The organism is Bacteroides sp. DH3716P, from assembly GCF_025914115.1.
Classification (GTDB): domain Bacteria; phylum Bacteroidota; class Bacteroidia; order Bacteroidales; family Bacteroidaceae; genus Bacteroides; species Bacteroides ovatus.
On record NZ_CP083673.1, the window covers coordinates 3,779,003 to 3,802,982 of the forward strand.

General features: G+C 46.7%; 20 protein-coding genes and 2 pseudogenes. 20 read left to right on the forward strand and 2 right to left on the reverse strand.

The features are described 5' to 3' along the window. Nucleotides 1-232 precede the first annotated feature (232 nt). The 11 genes from KQP79_RS14150 (at nt 233) to KQP79_RS14200 (ending at nt 11,132) form a co-directional block, all read left to right on the forward strand. Complete coding sequence (locus KQP79_RS14150) at nt 233-3,391, forward strand: SusC/RagA family TonB-linked outer membrane protein (RefSeq protein ID WP_004318652.1); 3,159 nt, start codon at nt 233-235, stop codon at nt 3,389-3,391. Nucleotides 3,392-3,409: 18 nt separating this feature from the next. Next, nucleotides 3,410-5,302 carry a RagB/SusD family nutrient uptake outer membrane protein gene (locus KQP79_RS14155; protein WP_004318653.1) on the forward strand — a complete coding sequence of 631 codons (1,893 nt, stop codon included), beginning with the start codon at nt 3,410-3,412 and terminating at the stop codon, nt 5,300-5,302. A 43-nt stretch (nt 5,303-5,345) separates the two neighbouring features. Then, nucleotides 5,346-6,107: a glycerophosphodiester phosphodiesterase family protein gene (locus KQP79_RS14160; protein WP_004308129.1), complete on the forward strand. Its 762-nt coding sequence runs from the start codon at nt 5,346-5,348 to the stop codon at nt 6,105-6,107. A 971-nt stretch (nt 6,108-7,078) separates the two neighbouring features. Further along, nucleotides 7,079-7,429: a reverse transcriptase N-terminal domain-containing protein gene (locus KQP79_RS14165; protein ID WP_004308130.1), complete on the forward strand. Its 351-nt coding sequence runs from the start codon at nt 7,079-7,081 to the stop codon at nt 7,427-7,429. Then, on the forward strand, nt 7,407-7,604 hold the full coding sequence (locus KQP79_RS14170) for a reverse transcriptase domain-containing protein (protein ID WP_008775183.1): 198 nt from the start codon (nt 7,407-7,409) through the stop codon (nt 7,602-7,604). The genes KQP79_RS14165 and KQP79_RS14170 overlap by 23 nt, the downstream gene beginning before the upstream one ends. 120 nt (nt 7,605-7,724) lie before the next feature. Continuing rightward, nucleotides 7,725-8,015 carry a helix-turn-helix domain-containing protein gene (locus KQP79_RS14175; RefSeq protein ID WP_008771115.1) on the forward strand — a complete coding sequence of 97 codons (291 nt, stop codon included), beginning with the start codon at nt 7,725-7,727 and terminating at the stop codon, nt 8,013-8,015. 336 nt (nt 8,016-8,351) lie between these two features. Further along, a complete protein-coding gene (locus KQP79_RS14180) occupies nt 8,352-9,632 on the forward strand; it encodes a fimbrillin family protein (protein ID WP_004308132.1) in 1,281 nt (426 codons plus the stop codon). Nucleotides 9,633-9,685: 53 nt separating this feature from the next. Further along, nucleotides 9,686-9,940, forward strand: coding sequence for a hypothetical protein (locus KQP79_RS14185; protein ID WP_225483524.1), 255 nt, complete (start codon nt 9,686-9,688; stop codon nt 9,938-9,940). Then, nucleotides 9,903-10,166 (forward strand): fimbrillin family protein, encoded by a 264-nt coding sequence (locus tag KQP79_RS14190; protein ID WP_225483525.1) that lies wholly within the window; start codon nt 9,903-9,905, stop codon nt 10,164-10,166. The genes KQP79_RS14185 and KQP79_RS14190 overlap by 38 nt, the downstream gene beginning before the upstream one ends. Before the next feature lie 14 nt (nt 10,167-10,180). Continuing rightward, a complete protein-coding gene (locus tag KQP79_RS14195) occupies nt 10,181-10,660 on the forward strand; it encodes a DUF1566 domain-containing protein (RefSeq protein ID WP_224262685.1) in 480 nt (159 codons plus the stop codon). Between the two features lie 298 nt (nt 10,661-10,958). Next, nucleotides 10,959-11,132, forward strand: a complete 174-nt coding sequence (locus KQP79_RS14200; protein WP_004308133.1) for a hypothetical protein — start codon at nt 10,959-10,961, stop codon at nt 11,130-11,132. 97 nt (nt 11,133-11,229) lie between these two features. Here the strand turns inward: KQP79_RS14200 and KQP79_RS14205 are convergent, their stop codons facing one another. Further along, nucleotides 11,230-15,195: an ATP-binding protein gene (locus KQP79_RS14205; protein WP_004308134.1), complete on the reverse strand. Its 3,966-nt coding sequence runs from the start codon at nt 15,193-15,195 to the stop codon at nt 11,230-11,232. A gap of 902 nt (nt 15,196-16,097) precedes the next feature. On the opposite strand from KQP79_RS14205, the gene tnpA reads away from it, so the two are divergent. The 3 genes and pseudogenes from tnpA (at nt 16,098) to tnpC (ending at nt 18,549) form a co-directional block, all read left to right on the forward strand. After that, nucleotides 16,098-16,532 carry an IS66 family insertion sequence element accessory protein TnpA gene (tnpA, locus tag KQP79_RS14210; protein ID WP_004308135.1) on the forward strand — a complete coding sequence of 145 codons (435 nt, stop codon included), beginning with the start codon at nt 16,098-16,100 and terminating at the stop codon, nt 16,530-16,532. Between the two features lie 4 nt (nt 16,533-16,536). Then, the gene (gene tnpB / locus KQP79_RS14215; protein ID WP_074759520.1) at nt 16,537-16,881 is read left to right on the forward strand and encodes an IS66 family insertion sequence element accessory protein TnpB; all 345 of its coding nucleotides are present in this window, start codon (nt 16,537-16,539) and stop codon (nt 16,879-16,881) included. Between the two features lie 82 nt (nt 16,882-16,963). Beyond that, nucleotides 16,964-18,549 (forward strand): annotated as a pseudogene (gene tnpC, locus KQP79_RS26030) (IS66 family transposase). Nucleotides 18,550-18,823: 274 nt separating this feature from the next. On the opposite strand, the gene KQP79_RS14230 reads toward tnpC, so the two are convergent. After that, on the reverse strand, nt 18,824-18,985 hold the full coding sequence (locus KQP79_RS14230; protein ID WP_004314566.1) for a hypothetical protein: 162 nt from the start codon (nt 18,983-18,985) through the stop codon (nt 18,824-18,826). A gap of 10 nt (nt 18,986-18,995) precedes the next feature. Between KQP79_RS14230 and KQP79_RS14235 the strand changes: the two are divergent. The 6 genes and pseudogenes from KQP79_RS14235 to KQP79_RS14260 form a co-directional block, all read left to right on the forward strand. Further along, a pseudogene (locus KQP79_RS14235) lies at nt 18,996-19,445 on the forward strand (DNA methylase); the annotation flags it as partial. A gap of 207 nt (nt 19,446-19,652) precedes the next feature. Then, complete coding sequence (locus KQP79_RS14240; protein WP_004318663.1) at nt 19,653-20,777, forward strand: helix-turn-helix transcriptional regulator; 1,125 nt, start codon at nt 19,653-19,655, stop codon at nt 20,775-20,777. Nucleotides 20,778-21,123: 346 nt separating this feature from the next. Further along, nucleotides 21,124-22,329 (forward strand): hypothetical protein, encoded by a 1,206-nt coding sequence (locus KQP79_RS14245; protein WP_004308143.1) that lies wholly within the window; start codon nt 21,124-21,126, stop codon nt 22,327-22,329. Nucleotides 22,330-22,362: 33 nt separating this feature from the next. After that, the gene (locus tag KQP79_RS14250; protein WP_004318665.1) at nt 22,363-22,632 is read left to right on the forward strand and encodes a hypothetical protein; all 270 of its coding nucleotides are present in this window, start codon (nt 22,363-22,365) and stop codon (nt 22,630-22,632) included. 62 nt (nt 22,633-22,694) lie between these two features. Beyond that, entirely contained in the window at nt 22,695-22,874 is a 180-nt protein-coding gene (locus tag KQP79_RS14255) for a transposase (protein ID WP_224263081.1), read from the forward strand. Between the two features lie 130 nt (nt 22,875-23,004). Then, the gene (locus KQP79_RS14260) at nt 23,005-23,979 is read left to right on the forward strand and encodes a transposase (RefSeq protein ID WP_224202418.1); all 975 of its coding nucleotides are present in this window, start codon (nt 23,005-23,007) and stop codon (nt 23,977-23,979) included. Nucleotide 23,980: the final 1 nt, after the last annotated feature.

Below are 23,980 nucleotides of genomic sequence, written 5' to 3' on the forward strand. Positions count from 1 at the left end.
GTTGTTTTCCTATCGTATATATAAACGATTCTTAGTTTGAGAATTTGTACTGTAATTTATATAAAGTCAAAGAAATAATTATAAAATAAATTGCACACACAATGAATAATAGAAAAGAAAATGAACAGAGTTGTATAGTAATGAATAAAAAAGAGGGTACATCGTGCATTACGACACACCTCCCTGTATTTCAGAGAAAAATCTACACTACTAATCAAAAATCTATTGATATATGAACTGTAAAGTAAAACAAGGATGCCTTACCAGCGAAAGCTGTTGCATCCTGTTATGGTTAGCCTTCACATTATTTCCCGTTTCCGTTGTAACGGCGGCAGATAATAGAAAGATCGACGAGAGCCAGCAAAAAGAAGTAAAAGCAGAAATGAAAGGATATGTGGGAGACGAAAACGGAGAGCCTGTTATTGGAGCTACCGTATTGGAAAGTGGAACGCAGAACGGGGTTATAACAGATGTGGACGGTATATTCACTATACAGTTGGCAAAGAACGCATCATTGACCATTTCATATGTTGGGTACCAGAAGAAAACGGTAGTGGTAAAAGATAAGAAGTTCATTTCCGTTAATTTGACTCCGGACAGGAGTATGATGCTGGATGAAGTGGTCGTGGTCGGTTTTGGCAAACAAAAGAAAGAATCCCTCGTGGGAGCTGTGCAGGCAGTGAAGCCGGAAGACCTGAAGATGACATCCAGTAATCTTAGTACTTCATTTGCCGGGAACGTTCCAGGTATCATCGCCGTACAAACACAGGGTGAACCAGGCTCTGATGAGGCGAAATTCTATATACGTGGTATATCAACTTTTGGTTCGAATACCTCACCGCTGATCATACTTGACGGTGTGGAAATCAACGCTACGATGATGAACAATATTCCTCCAGAATCTATCGCGTCGTTTTCTGTGCTGAAAGATGCTACGGCAACGTCCCTATACGGCTCACGGGGGGCTAACGGAGTTATCATCGTTACTACCAAGCAAGGACAGCTTTCCGAGAAAATGTCTGTAGATATCCGCTTTGATAATACTTTCTCCATGCCTACCTATGTGCAGAAAATGGCAGATGGCCCGACTTACATGGATATGTATAATGAAGCCGTTTATAATCAGGCTATTGCCAATAACCAAGAGTATGAGCCTTTCTATAGCCGGGATAAGATAGATAAAACACGTGCCAATGCAAATCCCTACCTGTTCCCAAACAATGACTGGTACAGTATGTTGTTCAAAGACTTCGCCGTTAATCAGAATTTGAATATCTCCATCAAGGGCGGAAGCAAAAATGTGGATTACTTCCTGAATGCTGGAATCTTCTATGAAAATGGTATCATCCGGCAACCCAAGGAAGATAAGCTTGATGTGGGTATGCGCAACAAGAAATACCTGTTTCAGAGTAATGTGACAGCCCGTGTTACCTCTACGACGAAAGTGGGGCTAAATATGAATACGCAGTTGTTCTACCACCATGCCCCCAAAACAAGTACCCGGAATTTGTTCGCCTATTCCATGCATGGGAATCCCGTACGTTTTCCTGCTACACTTCCTGCTGAACCAGGGGATACATACATCCGCTACGGTAGCAATGATCCGTGGGATGTGGGAAAATCAGAGCCGAATCCTTACGCCAAATTGAGTGAAGGTTATACGGAACGAAATTATGTCTATATGACGACCGCTTTCAATCTCGAACAGGACTTGAAGTTTGTCACACCAGGGTTAAAACTCACCGGACTGGCATCTTTCTATAATTACAGTTTTAACTGGCTGGATCATTGGATTGTACCTTTCTACTATAAAGTATCTGATGACTATACGATGGATGATCAGGGAAACTACCTTTATAAGACTTCGACTATCGGTGAGCCGGGAGAACCTTATCTGAAGAGCAATTCCGGGCGTGATCCGACAGAGAGTGTCTGGTCTTTACAGGGAGCGCTGGACTACTCACGCCAGTTTGGTGGACATGATGTGGGAGCTACCCTTGTTTACCACATGAAAGAAACCAAGAAAGTGAAGGACGGCGGAGCTGAAAAAGATCTTCTTCCTTACCGTGAGCAAGGGATGGCCGGACGTCTGACCTACAGTTTTGGTCAGCGTTACCTGCTTGAGGCTACCTTTGGTTATAATGGCTCGGAGAATTTCAGAAGCGGGCATCGTTTCGGATTCTTCCCTGCGATTGCCCTAGGATGGACTATTTCTAATGAAAAGTTTTTCCAACCGTTAAAAAAAACAGTTTCCACTCTGAAAATCCGAGCTACTTATGGATTGACCGGAAATGATGCGCTTGCCACTCGCTTTCCCTATGTAACAGAAGTCAGTATGAATAATAATTTGGATTGGTGGACTGGTAGCGGTACCCGCGTGAATGGGCCGCTTGTAAATATTTATGGTAATGCGAACGCTACATGGGAGAAATCGAAAAAGCTGAATTTAGGTGTCGATATGACCCTTCTTGAATCTATGGATATAACCATTGATTATTTCAAGGAAGACCGTAGTGGAATTTTTATGCAACGTTCGTCCGTCCCTTCAACAATGGGAGTGACAGGTATGCTGCCTTATGCCAACATTGGCTCGGTAAAGAATAAGGGTGTGGATATGAGTGTAGCATACAGCAAAGTAATTGGCAAAGATTGGGTGCTCCGCCTGAACGGTAGTCTGACCTATGCACATAATGAGATTACGGAGATAGACGAACCGGTGAATGTAGAACCCTATTCTTCAAGAATCGGACACCCGATAAACAGTATTATGGGATATGTGTCTGACGGATTGTTTACTTCTCAGGAGGAAATAGACAGATCTCCCAAACAGTCGTTCGGAAATTATACGGTGGGAGATATTAAATATAAAGATCTGAATGGTGATAACGTGGTGAATGGTTATGACAGGACGATTATCGGCAATCCTGAAATTCCGGAGATTATCTATGGTTTTGGAGGAACGTTGAAGTATAAAAAGTGGGATTTGTCTCTGTTTTTCCAGGGAGTGGCCAAAGTCAGTTTAATGATGAGCGATATTCATCCGTTCAGCGAAGCGGGCCATAAAGGATATAACATTGCACAGTATATCGTTGATGACCACTGGTCGGAAAGCAATAATGTAGCCGGTGCCGCCTATCCCCGATTATCACCCGAATTTATCACGAACAATGCGCAAACCAGCACTTATTACCTACGTAACGCAGCTTTCCTGCGCCTGAAGAATGCCGAACTGGGCTATTCCTTCTTCCCGTGGCTGCGTGTGTATGCAGCAGGTACTAATTTGCTGACATTCTCTCCGTTCAGTACCTGGGATCCTGAAATGGGAAGTGGGAATGGTTTGAAATATCCGCTACAGCGCACGGCCAAGATCGGGATTCAGTTTCATTATTAATTAAGAACAGAATAAGTTATGAAAAATATATATACAAAGTTATGCCTGTCGGCAATCGGCTGTTTAATGATGGCATCATGTGATTTTCTTGATGTGGTTCCGCAAGGTACTGCTACCGTGGATGATATCTACCGGACACAATATCAGGCTGAAGGAATGGTACTGTCTTGCTACGCGAATATCCCTAACTATTTCCATCCCCAACAATTTCCTGATTTTACCGGAGGAAACGAAATCATAACGAGCAAAGGAGGAACAACGCGCTGGTTTCATTTCCGCAGTCTGGTTTATGGGGAAGAATCCCCAACAACGACTTATTACTCATTATGGAGCAATACAGCAAAATCTTATCCGCAGGGTGCTGTGAAGAAAGCAGTATGGGAAAGTATCCGCAATTGCTATAATGTGCTTAATAATCTGGATAGGGTATCGGACATTACCCCCGAAAACCTGAGCTGGTGGAAAGGTGAAGCGCTGTTTTTGATCGGGTATTATCATCAGATCATGCTGGAGTACTATGGACCGATAGTTATTATTGACAAGGAAATACCAATGGAAAGTTCTCCGGCCGAGATGATGACCTCCCGTTCTCCTTATGATACATGTGTCGATTTCATTGCCAATAAATATTCGGAAGCAGCTAGATTACTTCCTGGCGTATGGGATTCAAGTAAGAGAAACAGGGCTACCTCTTCTGCTGCCTTGGCTTTCAAGGCTCGGCTGTTGCTTTATGCCGCCTCGCCGTTAGTCAATGGGAATAGTGAGTTTTATTCCGACTTTAAAAACCCCGACGGCACTTTTCTGATTAACCAGACTTATGACCGGGAAAAGTGGAAGAGAGCGATGGATGCTGCCAAAGAGGCCATAGACCTTTGCGAAGAGAACGGTTACAAACTTTATGGAAATTCGACCAATGACTTGGAGCAAGGGAAGAAAAACTATCATGAAGCCTTTGTCGGTGATGGGATCAGTGGTAGCGGATTTAACTGGAATGAAGTCCTGTTTGGCTTTGCTGAACAGGGAACTATTTCCTACTGTATCAAGAATATGGCTCCTCGTGTTGAATTTACAAGTTATTCGACCAAAGGTTTTAGAGGGTCCTTATTCCCGACGTGGGATTGTGTGAGTAGGTATTATACCAAGAACGGTCTACCTTGGGCAGATGACCCCGAGACTAAGAAGCTTGATCCGTATTCCATTGCACCAGGTGATAGTACGGTACGTTTTCACAGGAATCGTGATCCGCGCTTTTATGCCTCTATTGGCTTTGATCGTGGAAATTATGACGTGCAGGGAAAGACAATAGTGCTCAAATGCAGACGTGGTGAAATGCAGCAGAATAATGGCAATGCCAAGGATGAGTATCAAACGGACAACGGTTATTATTGTCAGAAATGGGTGTCTAAATATGATACCTATAATAGGACTACCGATCAAATAACCTACAACCGTTGGTGCTTTCCTTATATGCGTCTGGCCGAACTCTATCTGAGTTATGCAGAAGCGGATTTCGAATATAGCGGCACACTGAGTACTGCCAGTCTGTCCTATTTGAATAAAGTACGTGAACGTTGCGGATTACCTACCTTTGCAGATTCATGGGCAAAAGCCGGTGGTATTCCTTCAGGAGAGAAGTTGCGCGAAATATTACATGATGAACGCTCCATTGAATTGGCTATGGAAGGCAGACGTTTCCATGATATGCGCCGTTGGAAAATTGCCCATACTGAAATGATGCGTTATCAGAAATCCTGGACATTATCCGGAAAAACCGCTGATAGTTTTTATAAACTTACGGACATGAAAGAAACCGGCGTTCGTAATTTTACCGCTCCCAAGAACTATTGGCTTGCTATTCCACAAGATCAGATAGAAGTAAATCCCAATCTAGTGCAGAATCCGGGATACTAGAGAATCAGCTCTTATATAACTAACAATTAGAGGAAAGGACAAAATGAAAAAGGTAATGTGTTTATTGGCAATTATGTTTATGATTGCCAATACTTCGGCACAAACACGGGTGATTGCCCATCGTGGTTTCTGGAAAACCCAAGGATCAGCACAGAATAGCATTACATCTTTGTTGAAAGCGGATTCTATAGGATGTTATGGTTCGGAGTTTGATGTCTGGCTGACAAAAGATAATGGTTTGGTGGTTAGCCATGATGGGATTATTCAAGGGCATAAGGTTGAAGAGTCCACTCTGAAGGAATTAACCGGGTTATGGTTAGCGAATGGAGAATGCGTACCCTCCTTAAAAGAGCTTCTGGAAACAGCTAAGCGGAAAACATCTTTGAAGCTGGTGCTGGAGTTGAAAGCTCATAGTAAACCCGAACGGGAGATAAAAGCTGTTGAAGAGATCGTTTCGATGATAAAGAAGATGGGACTCGAACCCCGGATGATATATATCACCTTTTCGTCTCACGCATTAAAGGAACTGATCCGTCAGGCTCCCACAAGCACTCCTGTATATTATCTGAAAGGGGACTTATCTCCACAACAACTGAAAGAATTGGGTAGTGCCGGACCGGATTATCACTTCTCTGAATTTTACCGTTATACCGATTGGATTGAAAGTTGCCATGCCTTGGGGCTAAAAGTGAATGTATGGACGGTTAATAAAAAAGAGGACATGCAATACTTTTGGGATAAAGTCGACTTTATCACTACAGATGAGCCGTTGGGACTGTTGAAAGATATAATGAAGGTCAAATAGATATATTTTCTGAGATAATGTATAGTCCAACTGATTACCTTTAATAATCTGTTGATTATTTATGTTTTTGGAAAATGAGTTTCAAGTTTTCAAACGACTGTTCATGTTGATACAGTTGAATGCTGATTGAAAACAAAACAATAGCGGAAACAATGAATGTCAATCTTGTATAAGAAGGCAAACGTCCAAATTTATAGTTCAGCTCCATTAATCGAACTGAATAGGGGTATTTATTAAATAATATAAAATTAGCCAACTAATTCATAGCCAAATTATTGCGAATTAGTTGGCCTTTTTGTATCTTTAGGTATTCCGTGCGACAAGAAGTCGTACAAGTAATTGTTCAGCACTGTGCCTGAACCTATTGTTCTGTCAATAGTAGTCTAAAGAGGCGTGCTTTACCAGTCATGGTTTAGTGCGAAGCCCTCTTGACAATGCAGTCCTTTACAGAAATATCCAATGTATAGGCTGTTAGGCTGACTGATATGAGTAACATATGTGAATCGCTACACCATCGTAATAAAGAAATAGCTTACGGATATTTATAAGCTATAGCCAAAAGGTGGGTAGTCAGGATAGTCTTTTGGGAATGTAAGGCTACACGGACATCATACTGGCGGTGGAGGGGCGGGCTCTAAGTCGGGCGTCAGTTACTTGTACGGAACTTGGTAAACCCGTATTTCTCCTGTCTATGTCAGGCAGGTAAGCCAATTGCAAGAAAAGCCGAATGTGGTGCGGGTAAAGGATTGCGGAGAAAGTGAATGATTCTGTGTAATGCGGAGGATAGAGGTTTAAACATCACCCCATGCGAAATCAGGCAGACTTCCGCAGGGTAATTCTTTGTGAAACGATTGTAGAACTTTAATAAAATGAAGAAACTGCAAATGAGCAAGGCAAAAGCCGAGTGTGCATCTTTAACCGTACGAAACACGACATGAAAAGATATCGATTCTTCCAAATATGAGCGTAAAGTGAGAAAACTGCAGGTCCGAATAGCAAAGGCCCACAAAGAAAAGAGGTACAACAAGGTAAAGGCCTTACGGTACCTACTTGCCACTTCCTACGAAGCCAAGGCATTGGCGATAAGGAAAGTAACTTCCAATAAAGGTAAACGTACGGCAGGGGTTGACCATATGAAGTGGGACACTGATGCCAAGAAAATAGAAGCTATATGTTTATTGAAAAGGAGAGGATATAAGGCCTTCCCGCTGAGGAAGGTCAACATAGCCAAAGCAAATGGCAAGACAAGATCTTTGGGAATACCAACCATGAAGGACAGAGCCGTGCAGGATATATCTTATGGCTTTAGAACTTATAACTGAAAGTGAAGCGGATGCGAACTCATATGGGTTCAGAAAGTTTAGAAGTACTGCGGATGCAATAGACGCACTTCATAGATGGTTGAGTAGAGACTGTTTACCACAATGGATACTGGAAGGTGACATTAAGGGTTGTTTTGATCATATTAATCATGAATGGCTTCTCAACAATGTGTAGATTGACAGGCTGGTATTAAGGAGATGGCTGAAAAGCGGAGTAGTATTTAATTGCAAAGTATCAATAGATACGCTACACTTTTTCTTTTCGTTGGCAAATCTTAATCCGTATCTTCGTTGCATGAAAGAAGATATACGGATGCGCCAAAAATGGCTTGAGCTATACGTCGAAACGGGTTCTGTGACAAAAACTGCCCTTCGGTGCGGGATTACCCGTTCCACGTTATACCGTTGGATAAATTGCGAGAAAGAACAAGGCAAGTCGGAATTGTCCGATAAGTCTAAACGTTCATCAAGACTTGCCAATATGAAGATAACACCTGAAATTGAAACCATTATCCTTAATCTGTGCGTGAGACAAGAAGATGGGGAGCGCAACGGATTGCCAACTATCTGCTTAGGAAGAGAATAAAGCTCTCAGGCATGACGGTGTGGCGTGTGTTGAAAAGCATCAGGTCAAAGCTGTTGTGAAACGTTGCGAGAAATTTATTTCTTCTTCCAGCCGATTTTTTCCATCGGCAACATCCGGATAACCATATACCCCCGCCGTTGTTCATAGCGGCAGGAAAAACATGCCTGACGGCGATACGTGACGCACGGCACTCAAACCCTCTATTCCAACGTGAAACTGACCGCAGAGAGGGATGCCGCCACGGGCGACCTCGTGTGGAAGTCCAAGGACAACACGACACTTGTGGGGGGATTGTCGGATGAGCACTACTACCTCTACTATCCCTACTAAACGGATATGAGCGGAAAGACTGCCACTCCCACAGGCTCAGCCTTGACCGACACGGAATTCTTCGCCCCGTTGGTTTCCGCTTGGCAGCCTCAGGACGACCAAAGTACTCATGCGGCATATACCGCCTCCGACTTGATGACTGCCGAAGGCTCCGCAACGACAGGGGAAGACAACACCCTCCACCTCTCTTTCACCATGAACCATCGTATGGCATTGGCCGTCATCGAGATGCCGAATACCGTTAAATACAAGTTTACCGACGAGAGGATTCCTGATTACGCCGTGTCACCCGCCACTACATTCTCTGGCATTGCCCAGCCGCTGCGCGTGAACGATGGTACATACCGCTACTTGGTGAATCACGCGACTCCCGCACCGACTATCGAAGGACATTATGACGAGGGAAGCAAGGAGTTCACCATAACCCCGTCCGGCCTTTCTACCGGCAGTTACAAGAGATACAAGGTGGACGGCGCGGTGACAACTGTAAAGGACTACACGATGCAACGGGGAGATTACCTGCTCGCCGACGGCAACCTGCTGCCTAAGGGTACTACCCTGACCGAGGAGCAGAAGGCAAGCGTGGCGGCCATCGTCTTCTGGACACCGGCAGAGACCAATCCTGAAGGACGGATCACGCCGGCGTCTCTGGATTTCGACAAGATTATGGTGAAAGAACATCCCAATTGCACCCATGGCCTTGCCGTGTCGATTAAAGATGCTCCGGGCAACGTCTCGTGGCAAAACGTTAACGACTGGGTGGCGGATTTTCAAAGAGGAACAGATTTCAATCCTGTCGATAAGGATGAGTACGTAAACATTGCCACTGGTTTCGATGCGACCGGCAACATAAACAGGATACTCGGTTACCAGAACACGAAAGTGCTGTGGGCGTATAACGGATATTGCAAGACAAACGGCAAAACCGATGCCTTGGTCAATCCTGCTGAGGTCCTGAAAACATTTATCGCAAATAATCCAGCCCCGGCAAACAGCACCGGATGGTTCTTGCCGTCGGTAAAGGAACTGCACATGCTATGTTATAAGGATGTCGATAATATTGCGTACACACGGGACAACACAGAGACGAGGGATATAGTCGAAGTCTCCATCTCCGCCGTTGGCGGTGACGCATTGTCACCGCGCAATAACCATAAACGTTTCTGGTCTTCTTCGGAGAGCCCCAGTAATAAGAATGGCGCTTTTAGCGTGTATTTCTACAATGCCTTCGCACAGCTCAGCGAAAAGGACGGCGCACTCAATGTGCGTGCCGTGTGCGCTTTCTAACCACATAAAACAAAGAAAAATAACGATGTGAAAGGAACAGGATATTCCGGACGATGGATGCGCATCAGCGGCTGGTAGCCGATGTTGATGCTCGCGGGCGGGCTACTCGTCTCTTGCGGCAAGATGGAAACGGGAGAATCTACTACACGTTTACCCGATGGCAAGTACCCATTGCGACTGACAGCGGAGGTGGCGCAACCGCACCCCCGTGCCGGCGGCAAGGAGATAGGAGTGATGCTGGATGGCATGCTCAGCCTCCAAAGGTACGTAATGGACGCCTCGGGCAATACTGTCCCAAAGGATGCTGAAAACACCATTTACCGGAAGAGCACTACCGAGACATGTGTCACGGCACGGACTCCGAATGCCGATATCGACCAAAGTGGCGGGTATGCCGGCTTCGGCCTTCTATACGTCACCGTAGTGGGAGGTTATGACCAAGCCGTCAGCCTCCGTTTCAACCACCGCATGGCAAAAGTAGAGTTCACGCTCATGGCGGGCGAAGGTGTCACGGAGGAAAAACGAATGAAATAGACGTGGTGCAGACGGTGCCGGGCAACACCTGGATTGATGGCGGCGAGGAGAATGTGGCGGTAGCCAAAACAATACACTACACTGCCGATGAAGTGAAGGCTGGGGACTACATCTATTCGGGCAGGAGCACTTCGGACGGCGGACTGCGCAAACGCTATCCCAATGGGAAAGCTCAGGTCATCGCAGACCCGAAGCCGCAATCCGTAGCGGGCAAGACGGTCGCCGGTGTCGTCTTCTGTATACCGAAAGACACTGACCCCACAGGCAGACTAACCCCAGCCCGACTTACTGATGATAAGATTATGATGAAAGATTTTCCGAATGCCGAAATTTGGAATTATATAGTCAACCCATCCCTCGTCGCTGCCGGCGGTCCGACGCCAATTTATACCACCTCTTACTGGTCGTCTACGGAGGCATATTATAGCCCTAACAATGCATATGCCATACACTTTCCAGATGCCACTCTGGAAAGTAATGATAAGTACTTATAAAGTTAGGTTTCTGGCCGTGTGCGCTTTTTAATCACATTAAAGAAAGAAACTGTAGCAAAGCATTCTACATTCGATTCCGGCGGCGGTGCTCCTATCGCTTGCCGCCTGTACGCAAGAAGAGCTCCCGGGCAACCAAGACAAGGCGCAGCAACTTACTTTCTCCGTTACCGATGGTGGATATACGTCGGCTGTTCGCAAAACCACCCGTACTGTGGAGAATGGCTGCCAAACCAAGTTTTCCGAAGGCGGGGCCTGCGGCCTATACGTGGTGCGGGGCACTCAAACAGTCTATTCCAACGTGAAACTGACAGCCGAGAGGGATGCCGACACGGGCGGTCTCGTATGGAAAACTGAAAGTCCGACACCGCTCACAGGCGGGCTGTTGGACGAACACTATTATTTCTACTATCCCTATCAGGCACGAGCCTCAATACTGGGGCAGGGCGGCTGTTCGCCTTCATCATTACGGTGAACGAGTTAACCGTGCCCGGCTTGTCGGTGCGGAGCGAAACATACACCATCTCCGACAATAAGACCTGCCATATCCTGGAGTCTGTCTGCCCGTGATGTTATCCTCTCATCGAATTCCTGTACTCACTCGGGCTCATTCCATAGTACTTCCTGAACACCTCCCTGAAATATCTGACATCGGAGAACCCCGAGTCATCCGAGATTTCCGTTATCGAACAGTCTTTTTCCCTGAGCAGTTGTGCCGCATATTGCAGCCGCATGGAGCGGATATAGTCAGCCGGGGCATGGCCGGTGAGCGCCTTCAACTTGTTGAAAAATCCGGTGCGGCTCATGTTCTGCATGCCACAGAGCATGTCCACACAGAAACCGGGGTTGTCGATATTCTTCATGACACATTCCCTTACGGAGGCCATGAATTTCCAGTCCCGGGTATTGTGGCAGTCCGGCGGAACCTGTCCGACTCCGTCCTCAAGACCGGCGTATGCCCGTTTGAGCAGTGCCCGGTTTGCCAGTATGTTCCTGATATTCGCCCTGAGCACGTTTATGCTAAACGGTTTGGTGATATAGGCGTCAGCTCCGTTTTCCAGCCCCTCCAGCATGTCCTTCTCATCTCCCAAGGCGGTCAGCAGCATGACCGGGATATGGGATGTCTCAATATCGGATTTGACGGACGCGCAAAGTTCGTCCCCTCCCATTTCAGGCATCATAACGTCCGAAAGTATCAGGTCCGGATTGTATTCTCTCGCCACAAGCAGCGCGTCCCGTCCGTTGGAACAGGTTTGGACCAGGTATTCCTCTTTCAGCAGCCCCTCAAGGTAGGTCCGCAAATCGTCATTGTCCTCCACAATAAGAATACGCTGCCGGTCCCCGCCGGTCATTGTTGGAAGGATCTCACGCATGGGGCCGCAATCCGGTCCCATGCGGGTTTCCCCGGTATCCTGTTTCCTGGGCGAAGCAACGGGGCATGCCTTGTCAAGGCGTCTGCTCCTCAGGGGAAAAATAACACATACCATGGTCCCCTTCCCCTCGGTACTGGTAACGCGGACCCTGCCTCCGTGCAGCCTTACCAGCCTATGTACCATCATCAGTCCGACACCGTTTCCCGCCACTTGCAGATTGACGGCATTACTGCCCCTGAAATGGTTCCTGAACAGTTTCTTCCGTTCCTCAGGTGGAATGCCAATCCCCGTGTCTTCCACTTCCACACCCCATACATGCCGGTCCGCGAAGGCACGGACCTGGATACTCCCGCCCCGTGGAGTGTACTTCAGTGCGTTGGACAGTATATTCTTCAATATAGAGTCCATTTTGTCCTTGTCAAACCGGACATTCAGGTAAGGGAAGCCGCTCTCACGGGTGATATCGATGTCCCTGATGGAGGCATATGTGCGGAATGCCTCACAGGTCGTCTCCAGATAACTGTTGAGCTCATATTCCGAGACATGAAGTCTCAAGGTGTAGTTGTCCGTACTCTCGAAATCTATCAGGCTGGTGACCAATCCCAGAAGTCCGTCCACGCTTTTCAGGGCCATCCGTACATTGTCCATCCCCTCCGCCTTCACCATGTCTTTCTCCACCACCTCTTCCAGCGGAGCCTTGATCAGCGTAAGCGGAGTACGGACATCATGGGCAGTATGTATGAAGAAGCACGTCTTTTCGTCTGATATCCTTTTCTGCCTGCGCAACATGGCAACGCGAAAAGACACCACCCCAGCCAACACACACAATGACGCATATCCGGCAATGGCCCATGTACCCGCCCACAGCGGCCGGGCGACACTCAGACCGAGGCTTCTTTCCTCATACACCTTGTATTTCTCCTCATTGGAGACGGCACGGATACGCAGGGTGTAGTTGCCTGGGGGCAGGCTCGTGAACTGTATCCGCCCGCTCTGGACCGGATGGCTCCAGCCCTCGTAGAGCCCCTCCAATTTCCATGAATATAGGATGTTCGAGGGATAGTCGTAGTTGATGGAGACAGCTTCCAGGGAGAAGGTATTCTGGTCATATGCAAGTTCCAGCCTGACGGTATTGTCAATATCCTCCCTCAAGGGGGATCCCTTGTCCCCGGGATAGACGGGGCGGTAGGAGATCATGAAATCCCGCAGGAGCATCCGAGAAAAATGCGGGGCGGGTATCCTCATGTCGGAGGGGAACATGACGGCTCCGGTGTTACTCCCGAACACGAAGCTTTCCCCGTGCCGGAAAGTGGATACCCCGGCATTGAGGCATACGCTTGCCAGCCCTTGTTCTGCCGTCCAGTTTCTGAAAGTGCCGCTCTCACGCCGGAACAGGGCCACGCTGTTTTCGGTCCCCAGTAGCAGGGTGCCGTCCGCACGGGGGACAATGGTATGGATGTTATTGGATATCAGGGCGCAGTTCTCGGTCTGGTATTGGCGGACGAACCTGTCCTCCACGCTGTCATAGACGAGAAGTCCCGCCCCGCCGGTGCCGATATACAGGAGCCCGTCCGGTGCCTGGTACAGTGCATAGACATGAACCGCCTCGACTGGAAAGGCGATATGTCTGCAGGTCCCCCCGTGCCCGTCAAGCAGGTACAACCCCATGCCGGTACCGATCCACATCCATTCCGGAGCCTTCTCCAGTATGGCGGTGATGGGGCCCGGGACCGGGTACAGGCGTACTGTGCCGTCATGGGGATCGAAACGTTTGAGATTGTGGCAGCCCCCTGTCCATATACATCCTCCGGAATCTTTTCCGATGTCATTGATATACTGGTCTGGACGCCCCTCTGCTGCAAAGGAGGGGGGAAAGTATTCCACCCTCCCGGTTTTCTTTTCGATCCTGTACAGGCCCGAAGCGTACCCGCCGGCGCAGATGACACCCGGCGAGACCTCGCAGAGCGTCAGGAAGATATGGTTCCCGCCATCCTGTATCCCATCGGACCGGCTGAGAAAGGAGCGCCACCGTCCTACCGCAGGCTGCAGCAGGCTGATCCCGTTGCTGGTGGCGAACCACAAGTCGCCTTCGCTGTCTTCGATGACATCATGCACCTGATCGTTAACCAGCGACCGGCTGTTGCCCGGTGAGTGCCGGAACCATTCATAGCTCTGGTAGCGGTTATTCCGGATTGTGACTCCGGCGGGGTAGTTGGCAAGCCAGATACGGTCCCCGCCATCCACATAAATGTCATTGATATTGTCTCCGTTCATGCCGTTGTGGCTGGCGTAGTCGGCGGTTATATAGGGTTTGGGCACTAGCGAGTCCATATCCATCCTGTATACCCCCCTTCCGCCCGTGGCTATCAGCAGCTCCCGGTCATTGAGAGGGGTGATCCGGTTGACGGCCACATTCCGCAGCGTACTGCCTGCGGACACTCCGTATACAAGTATGCCCTTCCTGAAGGTTCCCACGAACAGTTTCTTCGAACCGGGGTGGTAGTAGAGTTCGCTGACCGGCGTCCGGATGCTGTCCGTGTCCGCAAGCGCCTCAAGGACACCGTCCCTTTCCCGTACCGGAAAAAGTCCGTTCACGGTACCGATGAAAAGGTTTGTACCGTCCGTCTCGCTGATAGCGGTTATATCACCTCTTAAACGGGAGACCAGCCGCTGCGCAATGCCTGTGCGGGTGTCATAGCGGATGATATGGTCACCCTGACAGAGCCATATGCGGTCCCCACGGTCCATATAGGCGTAACAGAGCATGCCCGTGGCGAAGTCATCCTGAAGACCGGGTATCCTGTATACCATCCGGAAACGGTCATGGAGGGTGTCGTAATGGAAAATACGGCCTTTCCTTCCCACAACCCACAGCGTGTTCTCCGTGTCGGTGTAGAGCCAGTTCAGATTGACTTGCGGGGCCACCTTCAGATTGCCGTCAAGAACAGTGTAATGCCTGATCCGCTTGCCGTCATAACGGTCCATCCCCTCCTGGGTGAGGAACCACATGTATCCCCTCCCGTCTTTTTGGATACGGTAAATCCTCCGGTTACTCAATCCGTCCTCTATTCCCAAGTATTTATATATCTGGGCTCCGCACATGGAGGAAATTCCCAGCATGAGGAATGCGGACAGTATTCTTCCCATATTCCGAACACGTGTCATTCTGATGTAAATTAGACAACAACTGTTGCAAATATATAAAAATATAAATTAATATACAAATTTAAACATAACCTCGGATGTCGGCATCAGGCGGTATGTCCTCAATGTCATGTACCCCGGAAAATAGCTGCATACGGGACCGGCCCATGATATGAACATATTCCGAGAGGCGGTTGTTCAATTGACCCGACGGAATTATGGCTTGCCGGGCTCGGGACTGTCCGCAAGGGTACGTTGGTCCGGTGTGCGGAATACCATCCATACCTCCGGTCCGAATTTATATCCGCGGGTGGTACAGGTGCCGGTCGAGGTTTGGCAGCCCCCAATAAAGCGGGCCGAATTGTTTGTAAGCACTCTTACCCTCATGCCCGATTTATAGATAATCTTCCAACAGTAAGAAGTTATAATTCGCATTTAAGAACAATGGCGGGCATTTCTTGTTAATATTATAATCATATAAAAGAGGCGCATCCGTTAGTGCCAGATTTGTTCACCACTTTCATCGTTGCGTATCGTATTGCGAGTTGTCCGTATCAGATGTTTATCCCCTCTTTCTTAAGACTTCCTGAGAACTGCCTGGGAAAGGACGGCTTTCCGCATTGCGACTTCATCCACAGCCCTTGGCGGTATAGCCATGCCTTTCACGGGGACTACGGTTGATTCATGCGACACAGCAGATTCCGGTGCTATAACAGGGTTGCCTACATACTTGTGCCTCTTTTCAGCTTGCTGTCCAGATCCGAGTTGCGCACTTTACCCGCAGGTTGGACGGTTGTACATAACAATATTGATCTTTTTGGGGGCTAAAAGTCGAATATCCCCTTAAAGTAAGCGCCTGAGTAAGTACATCTTCTACAGTTCATTTTCCCTCCTTACTTTTGCTGCAAAAAAAATAATATCCTATGATGCAGCGACGTAAACACATGATGAGCAGAGAAAAATTTATCTCCGTTCTTTTCCGTCAGCAGCAGAGTGGTTTGTCCATTGCTGATTTTTGTGAGAATGAAGGTTATAGCCGTAGTAGATTCTATCTTTGGAAACAAAAATACGGTATAACGGAGCGGGAGTTATTGGCAGAAGCCTCCCGCTTAGGGGTTAAAGACAGCTTTGTCCCCATAGTAATCAATGGCGACACGCCATCCCCCGGTATATCTCACGAGGCTCCCCTGCCATCTCCCCAGCCTAGCGTCCCCTTTCCCTTGAAAGGAAAGGACAGCTCTGAAATATCCTTGGAATTACCCAACGGATTGAAGTTGAAGTTTAAAGGGTCTTCCGGCTGTGAAGCTGCCCTGAATCTGATCTCTAAAATATATAATGCCAATGTTCTGCCTAAATGACAGCATGAGATATTTCCTGTGCCCCGGTTATACGGACATGAGGAAAGGTATGTTCACTCTTTGCGGCCTTGTGCATGAGAGGATGGGAGGCGACATCAGAAGTGGGGAGGTATTCATTTTCTACAACCGTTTCCGGACCAAGATAAAATTGCTCCATGCCGAACCGGGCGGTCTGGTCCTTTATGAGAAACTGCTTGAAGAAGGCACCTTCAAGATACCCGCCTATAATCCTGCCACCCGTTCTTACCCCATGACCTGGAGTGACCTGGTCGTTATGGTGGAAGGCATCAATGAAGATGTCAGCAAAGGCAGGCAAAGACGGCTTTCCAATTTGAAAAAGCATTGGTAAAACAGTTGTAAACAAACAGCTTGAAGGCTTGTTTTTCTTGTTGTTTTTGACTATCTTTATATCATCAAAAAAAAGATATTGAATGGCAAAAGAAGATGCAACCGGACAAGCTGTGGAACCCTCAATGGAACAGCTGCTGGATATCAACCGTAAACAGAGTGAGATCATCTCAGCCCAGGCAAGGACCATAGAAGAACTCCGGGGTACGATAGTTGAGTTGAACGCCTCCCTGGCATGGCTGAAGAGGAAGGTGTTCGGAAAGATGAGTGAGAAATGCAAGCCTGTCGATAACGGAGACCCGAAGCTCCCTTTTGACTATGGCGACCTGGAACAGATAGAGGCGGAAATCGAAGATGCCCGGAGCAGGGCGGCTGAACAGATTACCGTCCCCAAGTCCCGGGCCGCCAATAAAACGCCGCGCCGTAACCGGGTCGTCATGGATAACCTTCCGGTTGTAACAGTCGTCATCGAACCGGAGAATGTCGATTTAAGCAGATACGTCAAGATAGGCGAGGAACATACCAGGACCCTTGAGATGAAACCCGGCTACCTCTATGTGAAAGACACGGTACGTCCCACATACGCCCTGAAAAATGAAATGGAGGCCGTTGATAACGGAGAAAAGGCTGTAATAACCGCTCCCATGCCACTGATGCCCATATATAAAGGTATGCCAGGGGCTTCCATGCTCGCTGAGGTCCTTTTACAGAAATACGAATATCATGTCCCGTTCTACCGACAAGTGAAACAGCTGGAACATCTGGGTGTGAAACTGTCCAAAAACACATTGGACGGCTGGTTCAGACCGGTCTGCGAGCTTCTCAGGCCACTTTATCTGGAACTCAGGAAGAAAGTACTGGCCGCAGATTACTTCCAGGTTGACGAGACCACGCTTCCGGTTATAAACCACGACAGGCATAAAGCCGTAAAAGAATACATCTGGATAGTCCGAGCGGCTGTGCCGCGTCTGCCTTCTTCCATTACGACAACGGATCGCGTTCACAAAAAGTTGCGGTCAGGCTTTTGAAAAACTTCAAAGGATATCTCCAAAGTGACGGCCATCCCATTTATGACGCCTTTGAGGATGGGGAGGACGTATGTCTGTGTGGGTGTCTCGCGCATATCCGCAGACATATAGAGCTGTGCAAGGAAGAAAATCTGGAATATGCCATGCAGGGACTCAAATTTATCCAGGATATGTATAATGTGGAATACATGGCGGATAAACAGGAACTCCCGTATGAAGGACGTGCTGAATTACGCCAACGTCTATCCAAGCCGATGCTTGACAGCTTTGAACTCTGGCTTAAAAACACATACCCTAAAGTTCTAAAACGAAGTCTTATGGGAAAAGCCATAGCCTATGCCTACTCCCTGCTGCCAAGAATGAAACCGTATCTCCATGACGGAAGAATTTTCATTGACAACAATCGCTGTGAGAATGCCCTGAGGCCACTGGTCATATCAAGAAAGAACATGCTGTTCTGCGGAAACCACGAAGCGGCTGAGAATACGGCTATAATCTGTTCCTTGCTTGGCTCATGTAAGGAACGTGGTGTCAACCCCAGAGAGTGGCTGAATGATGTGATCAGTAAACTCCCCTATTATCTGGCTCCCAAATCAGACAGAGACCTGAAGGAACTGCTACCGGATGTATGGAGAAAATAATCAGGACAGTTCCGGGAAAATGCAGGAAAAAACGGGAAAAAGCGAGACTGACACTCAATGACAACCCTGAGATAAGTTGGTATATGGAAATTGAGATGCACTTACAATGGAGTGCATCCCACTGAAAAATTGAATGCACAAGATGTAGTTGAGCAGTCGCTTACCCCTTAAAAACAAGGAGCTGACGCATGTGTACAGCCCCTTATTTTTTGTATAGCCCGGCCTCCTCTGGCATATTGCCGTTGCTTCCATCTGTAACAAGCAAAATCAGAATCTATATGCGGAACTTTTTGTTCCCGTAGCTGAGAAAGTCCTTCGTGGCATATTTCACACTGAATGGTCCGTAGTCACCGAGAGCCGAATGCGCAATTTGCTTGTCCGGTTCTGTCACATGCTCGACAGGTTCTCCCGTAGTATCAGTATCCTTGTATGACATAGGCTGCATGCTGGCGATGGCTGACCCGGTAGCCGCCGCACGCAATTTCCTGAACGCATTGGAGAGGATTCCGTCCATCATTGACCAGTACAAGGCGAAGAACGAGGTGCAGGAAAAGGAGGTCTCACAGTTGTAGGAGATAGCCGGGAAGGTATGGAAGAAGGAGGACGAACTGAAACAGTTGAAGTCCGAACTTGCAGCACTCGACCGAAAGATACAGTTGGAGCTTGAGCCGCCTACGCCCGAAGTCGCCGAAAAGGAGAATGACGGACAGGAGGTCAAACCGGATGCGGAAGGTGTACGAAACGTATCTCCACAACACACCGAAGATGTGCCGCAGATACGCAGCTCGGTGAATGAACGCAGTCCGTCTGGCAATTTTATTGCCGACCACATCATCATCGGGCGGCCGGGATTCAACGTCCGTGACGAGTGCAAACCGAAAGGTATAAAAATGTGAACGAGTGTGCGGATATATATGGCAGGATTGGGAACATACCATTCCTTTTCCTGCTTTTTCCATCAATATGACATAATGGCAAGGATACCATACAACAAGCCCTCGATTATATCAAAATAGGGTGTTGAAAGTAAATCGTCATGGCAAATCCGCCATATATTCAGTATTTTCGCTAATTTTGCATTCAAAATAGTTAGGCATAATAAAATGGAACCATCTATATACAGTTATTCACTTTGTATTGCGCTACCGTTGATGTTGTTCTTCGGCTTTTATTTTTTGTTGGCTCCAACCTCGGAAAAAGCCATTTTCAATAATTATCTGCGTTCCCGGCGAATTATGGGGGTAGCCATACTGTTACTTGCCGCCAACTATTCGGTACATTTCTTTTTTGGAATCAGGTTCAAGAATACCGATGCCGCCATCCTGATGAACCTGTCCACCTATTTTTTGTGCTACTGGTTGTTCAGTTCGGCCCTCACCACTCTGCTTGACCGCTTTTATATCACCAAACGTCGGTTACGGACGCATATCTGTCTATGGATACTGTTTTCCATCCTTTCCGGCATCGTTCTGCTGTTGTTACCAAAAGGTGGTTTACAGACAACGGTGATGTTTGCCTTGGCCGCATGGTTGGTTATCTATGGGCTGTTCTTGACCCGTAGGCTTCTCCGGGCCTATCACAGGGTCATCCGCATTTTCGATGACACCCGTGCGGACGACATCGGTGCCTATATCAAATGGCTTTCCATTTTCACCTACTGGGCTGTCACATTCGGGGTGGGATGCGGACTGCTGACATTCCTGCCTGATGAATACGTCTATATCTGGATTCTGTCATCGGTACCGTTTTACATTTATCTCTTCCTTTGCTATCTGAACTATCTGCTGTTTTACGAACAGGTGGAAAACGCGATGGAAGATGGCATGACTTCTGAAGAGGAAGACCTGTGTGACACCACAAACCGGGAACAGGCACAGAGGCAGGATACTCCTTTTTTCCATGCCGAAATAGCGAAAAAAATCAAAGGTTGTATCGATGCGGACGGTTATATCCGGCCCGGCCTTACCATAAAGGAGCTTTCAGATGTGCTTCATACCAACCGTACCTACCTGTCCGGGTACATCAAAACTACGTATGACATGTCGTTCCGCGATTGGATTATCGGACTTCGTATAGAATATGCGAAACGTCTGCTTGCGCGATATCCGAGGTTGACGGTTGCCGACATCTCCGAGAAATCCGGTTTTTTGTCACCAAGCCATTTTATAAGGCTGTTCAAGGAAAATGCGGGCTGTACCCCTAAATGGAGGAAAACAGAGGCGGAATAATACGGTGTGTTATGGATGGAGGAATAGCCCAAACGACAAAAAATAGCCTAAACTACAAAACTAAAATGTTCTAAACCACAAAGATGTGCGATTCTGACAATTGAGACAATTTTTATAGGCAAGAATCGGGCTGAATTTAAATCTTTTCGCTTATTTTGCACTTGTCGGTTGAGCCTGCGTCATCTCCAAAAAGAGTAAAACAGGGTTTTATGGGTGATTTTAACGTGTGTAAAAGAAAATGCTACCCAAATAACTTCAAATAAAGACAACTCTATTTCAAGCGGCAAATGAGTTCTACAGCTTGAATTTGAATAATACAAACAATAGGATTCTCCTTTAAAAAGTCATGAAAAAGATTCATTTACTTCATTACTTATTGTTGTGCTACATGGTTCTTGCGGTAGCTACATCGTGCGGCGATGACGAGGATGACTACGCCCCCGACAATGTAAATGATCCCGAGAAACTAACTGATCCTTTGCCTACTACCGACCAGTTAGGCGTAACACACAACAACACGCTTTATTACCTTTCGTTCTGGAGCAAAGAAGACCATATGATATCCGAGAACATGATAAACCGTTACAAGGAGGCGGTTCCTTATGCTCCGGGAAAGAAGATGGAGGTTGGCGACGCGTTCTTCTTTACCCGGCAGGACATTGACCGGATTCAGTCGGATACCGATTTGCTGGCTGACATCAAGGATATGTTCCATAAGCGGAGCATCGTGATGATGATGGAGGGAGGAACGAACGAGGATTTTAATACCGTCTGCACGTTGCTGGATTGCTATAATCCTTATGCGAAGGAAGATGAGTCTTATTCGGACGAACTGCCGCTGTGGGTATTTTCTGGACCGCTTCCGTCGGCGAGCGGATTCTATTCCAAGCTCAATGCGCTCAGTACTGCTACCGGAGCTGATGGCAAAGAATCTGTACAGACGATTAATGAATACGGGCAGGGATTTCATTGCGACATGACAAGTCAAAGTTTACAAAGAGCCCTGGAACCGAAAGCTCCGTCAAACGGTTCGTCGGATTTGAAAAACTTGATATCTGCCTATATCGTTATCGGTCAAAATAGCTATACCGCACCTCCTGTTCATGGACATGAAGGTAAAGGGACAACCGATAATTTTCAAGTAGAAGCTAAGATATGGACCGCTTATAGCAAAGACCGGAAAGAACATTTTTATTTGGTAAATCTGGGTTTTATAGCCTATGTAGAACCTTCTTTTTATGGAGAATGGCATACCAAGGTCAGTACTCTGAAAATGAAAGGGTATGGCTTTTGCCTGACTGACGTAAATTTGGAATTCGCTCCGGTTCACCCGAATGGTGCCATTATTCATGCACATTCCCCGCAAACTACAGAACGCCAGAGCTCTTATACCAGCAGTGTCTCTTTCGAGTTAGGAGGAAGTGTCAGTGTCACTGGACCAGAGATTTCAGGAGGAATAAGCATTTCCAATAGCCATACGGAAACAATAAATGATATTGAAGTTATCAATAGAACCAATCCGGCCCAAGGAAGCCCACAGCTTAGGTGGTAGTTTAATTTACGCGAACCTTCTTCACATTTTAATATGTTTTGTTACGCGTCGAGTGCTGTCAATGGAGGTGCTAAGGCCGGGATAACCACTTGTAGCTTGTCCACAGATTTTATTATTTCTGTACCTGATGGAGCTGACAACGAATGGAAAGTAAGCATGTATCCAACACTGAAAACATATTTCTTTAGTGACCTTTTTGGATTCCATGATCAATATGAAACGCTATTTGATGATGCGGCAGAAAGCTGGATTGGCATCGAAAAAGTTTTTAACTTGCCGACTGTCGATCTGAAAGATGAATGATTTGTTACGTTGATATTAATAATTTCTAAAGTTATTGGATTATGAGAAAAACATTCTTGGTGATGAGCAGGCTTATCGATTTATTTGTGGATATCTTGCCTATAGATGAGCTTGGGTTTAAACATGTCAAACTTCAATCAGAAGGGAGACCACCGTATAATCCTGCAACATTACTAAAATTGTATTTATATGGTTATAAGCACTCAATAAGATCATCAAGAAAGTTGGAACACTTCCTGTAAAGTAAATGTGGAATTATGGTGGCTATTAGGAGGCTTAATGCCCTCTTTTCGGACAATTGCTTATTTAAAAAAAAATAATGCGGAGGCTTTTAGAAAAGTCTTTAGGCAGTTTGTCCTTATGCTAAAGGATATGGGTCTGATAGAAGGCGAAACCATAGGTATAGATTCTTTCAAGATATTTGCCCAAAATAGTCTCAGAAACAATTATACACAAAAGAAGATAGACAGACATCTTGAATATATAGATAACCGTATTGAAGAATTTGAAGTAGCTTTAGATAAGACTGATAAAGAAGAAGAAAAAGAACTTCTTAAATCTAAGATTAAATTACAACAAGACAGGCGTAAGAAATACGAAACTCTTGATACGGAATTGAAGAATAGTAATGATACTCAAATAAGTCTAACAGACAAAGATTCAAGAGCATTAATGTTAACCAATAATGTATCAGGAGTTGAATATGCGGTTCAAGCAGCCTTTGATAGTAAACACAAATTATTGGTTCACTCTCATATTGGAGCATCAACTGATAAAAGAGAACTATCAACAGCGGCATTGACCGTCCAGGAACTACTACAATTAGATTCGTTCAACACACTTAGCGATGCCGGTTATACTAGCGGCGACCAACTACAAGCCTGTAAATATTCAGGAATATGTACTTATTCATCGCCTATGCCATCAACATCACCTAATTCGAATTCCATACCACTGGCTGAATTTCATTATATAAATGACGGAGATTATTATATCTGCCCTTGTGGAGAACAAATGACAACAACAGGGAAATGGAGAATCCGTCCCAATTATAGATCAAAAGTATATAAAACATCAGCTTGTGTAAATTGCTCAATAAGAGAAAAATGTACTCAAAATCAAAATGGCAGAGTAATAGAAAGAAGTGAATATCAAGATGTAATAGATGAAAATAACGCCAGAGTTATGAATCATCTGTTGCAAGGGCGCGCAGCAGACATTCGTAATGTCGCACAACTTCCGCCTCTTCACCGCCCTGACGGGAACTGCCACAGCCCCCCAAAAACAGTCCAAACAAAAAGACTAAAACAGTTGATCGTTTCATGGTGCTGTTTGTTTAATGGTTAAA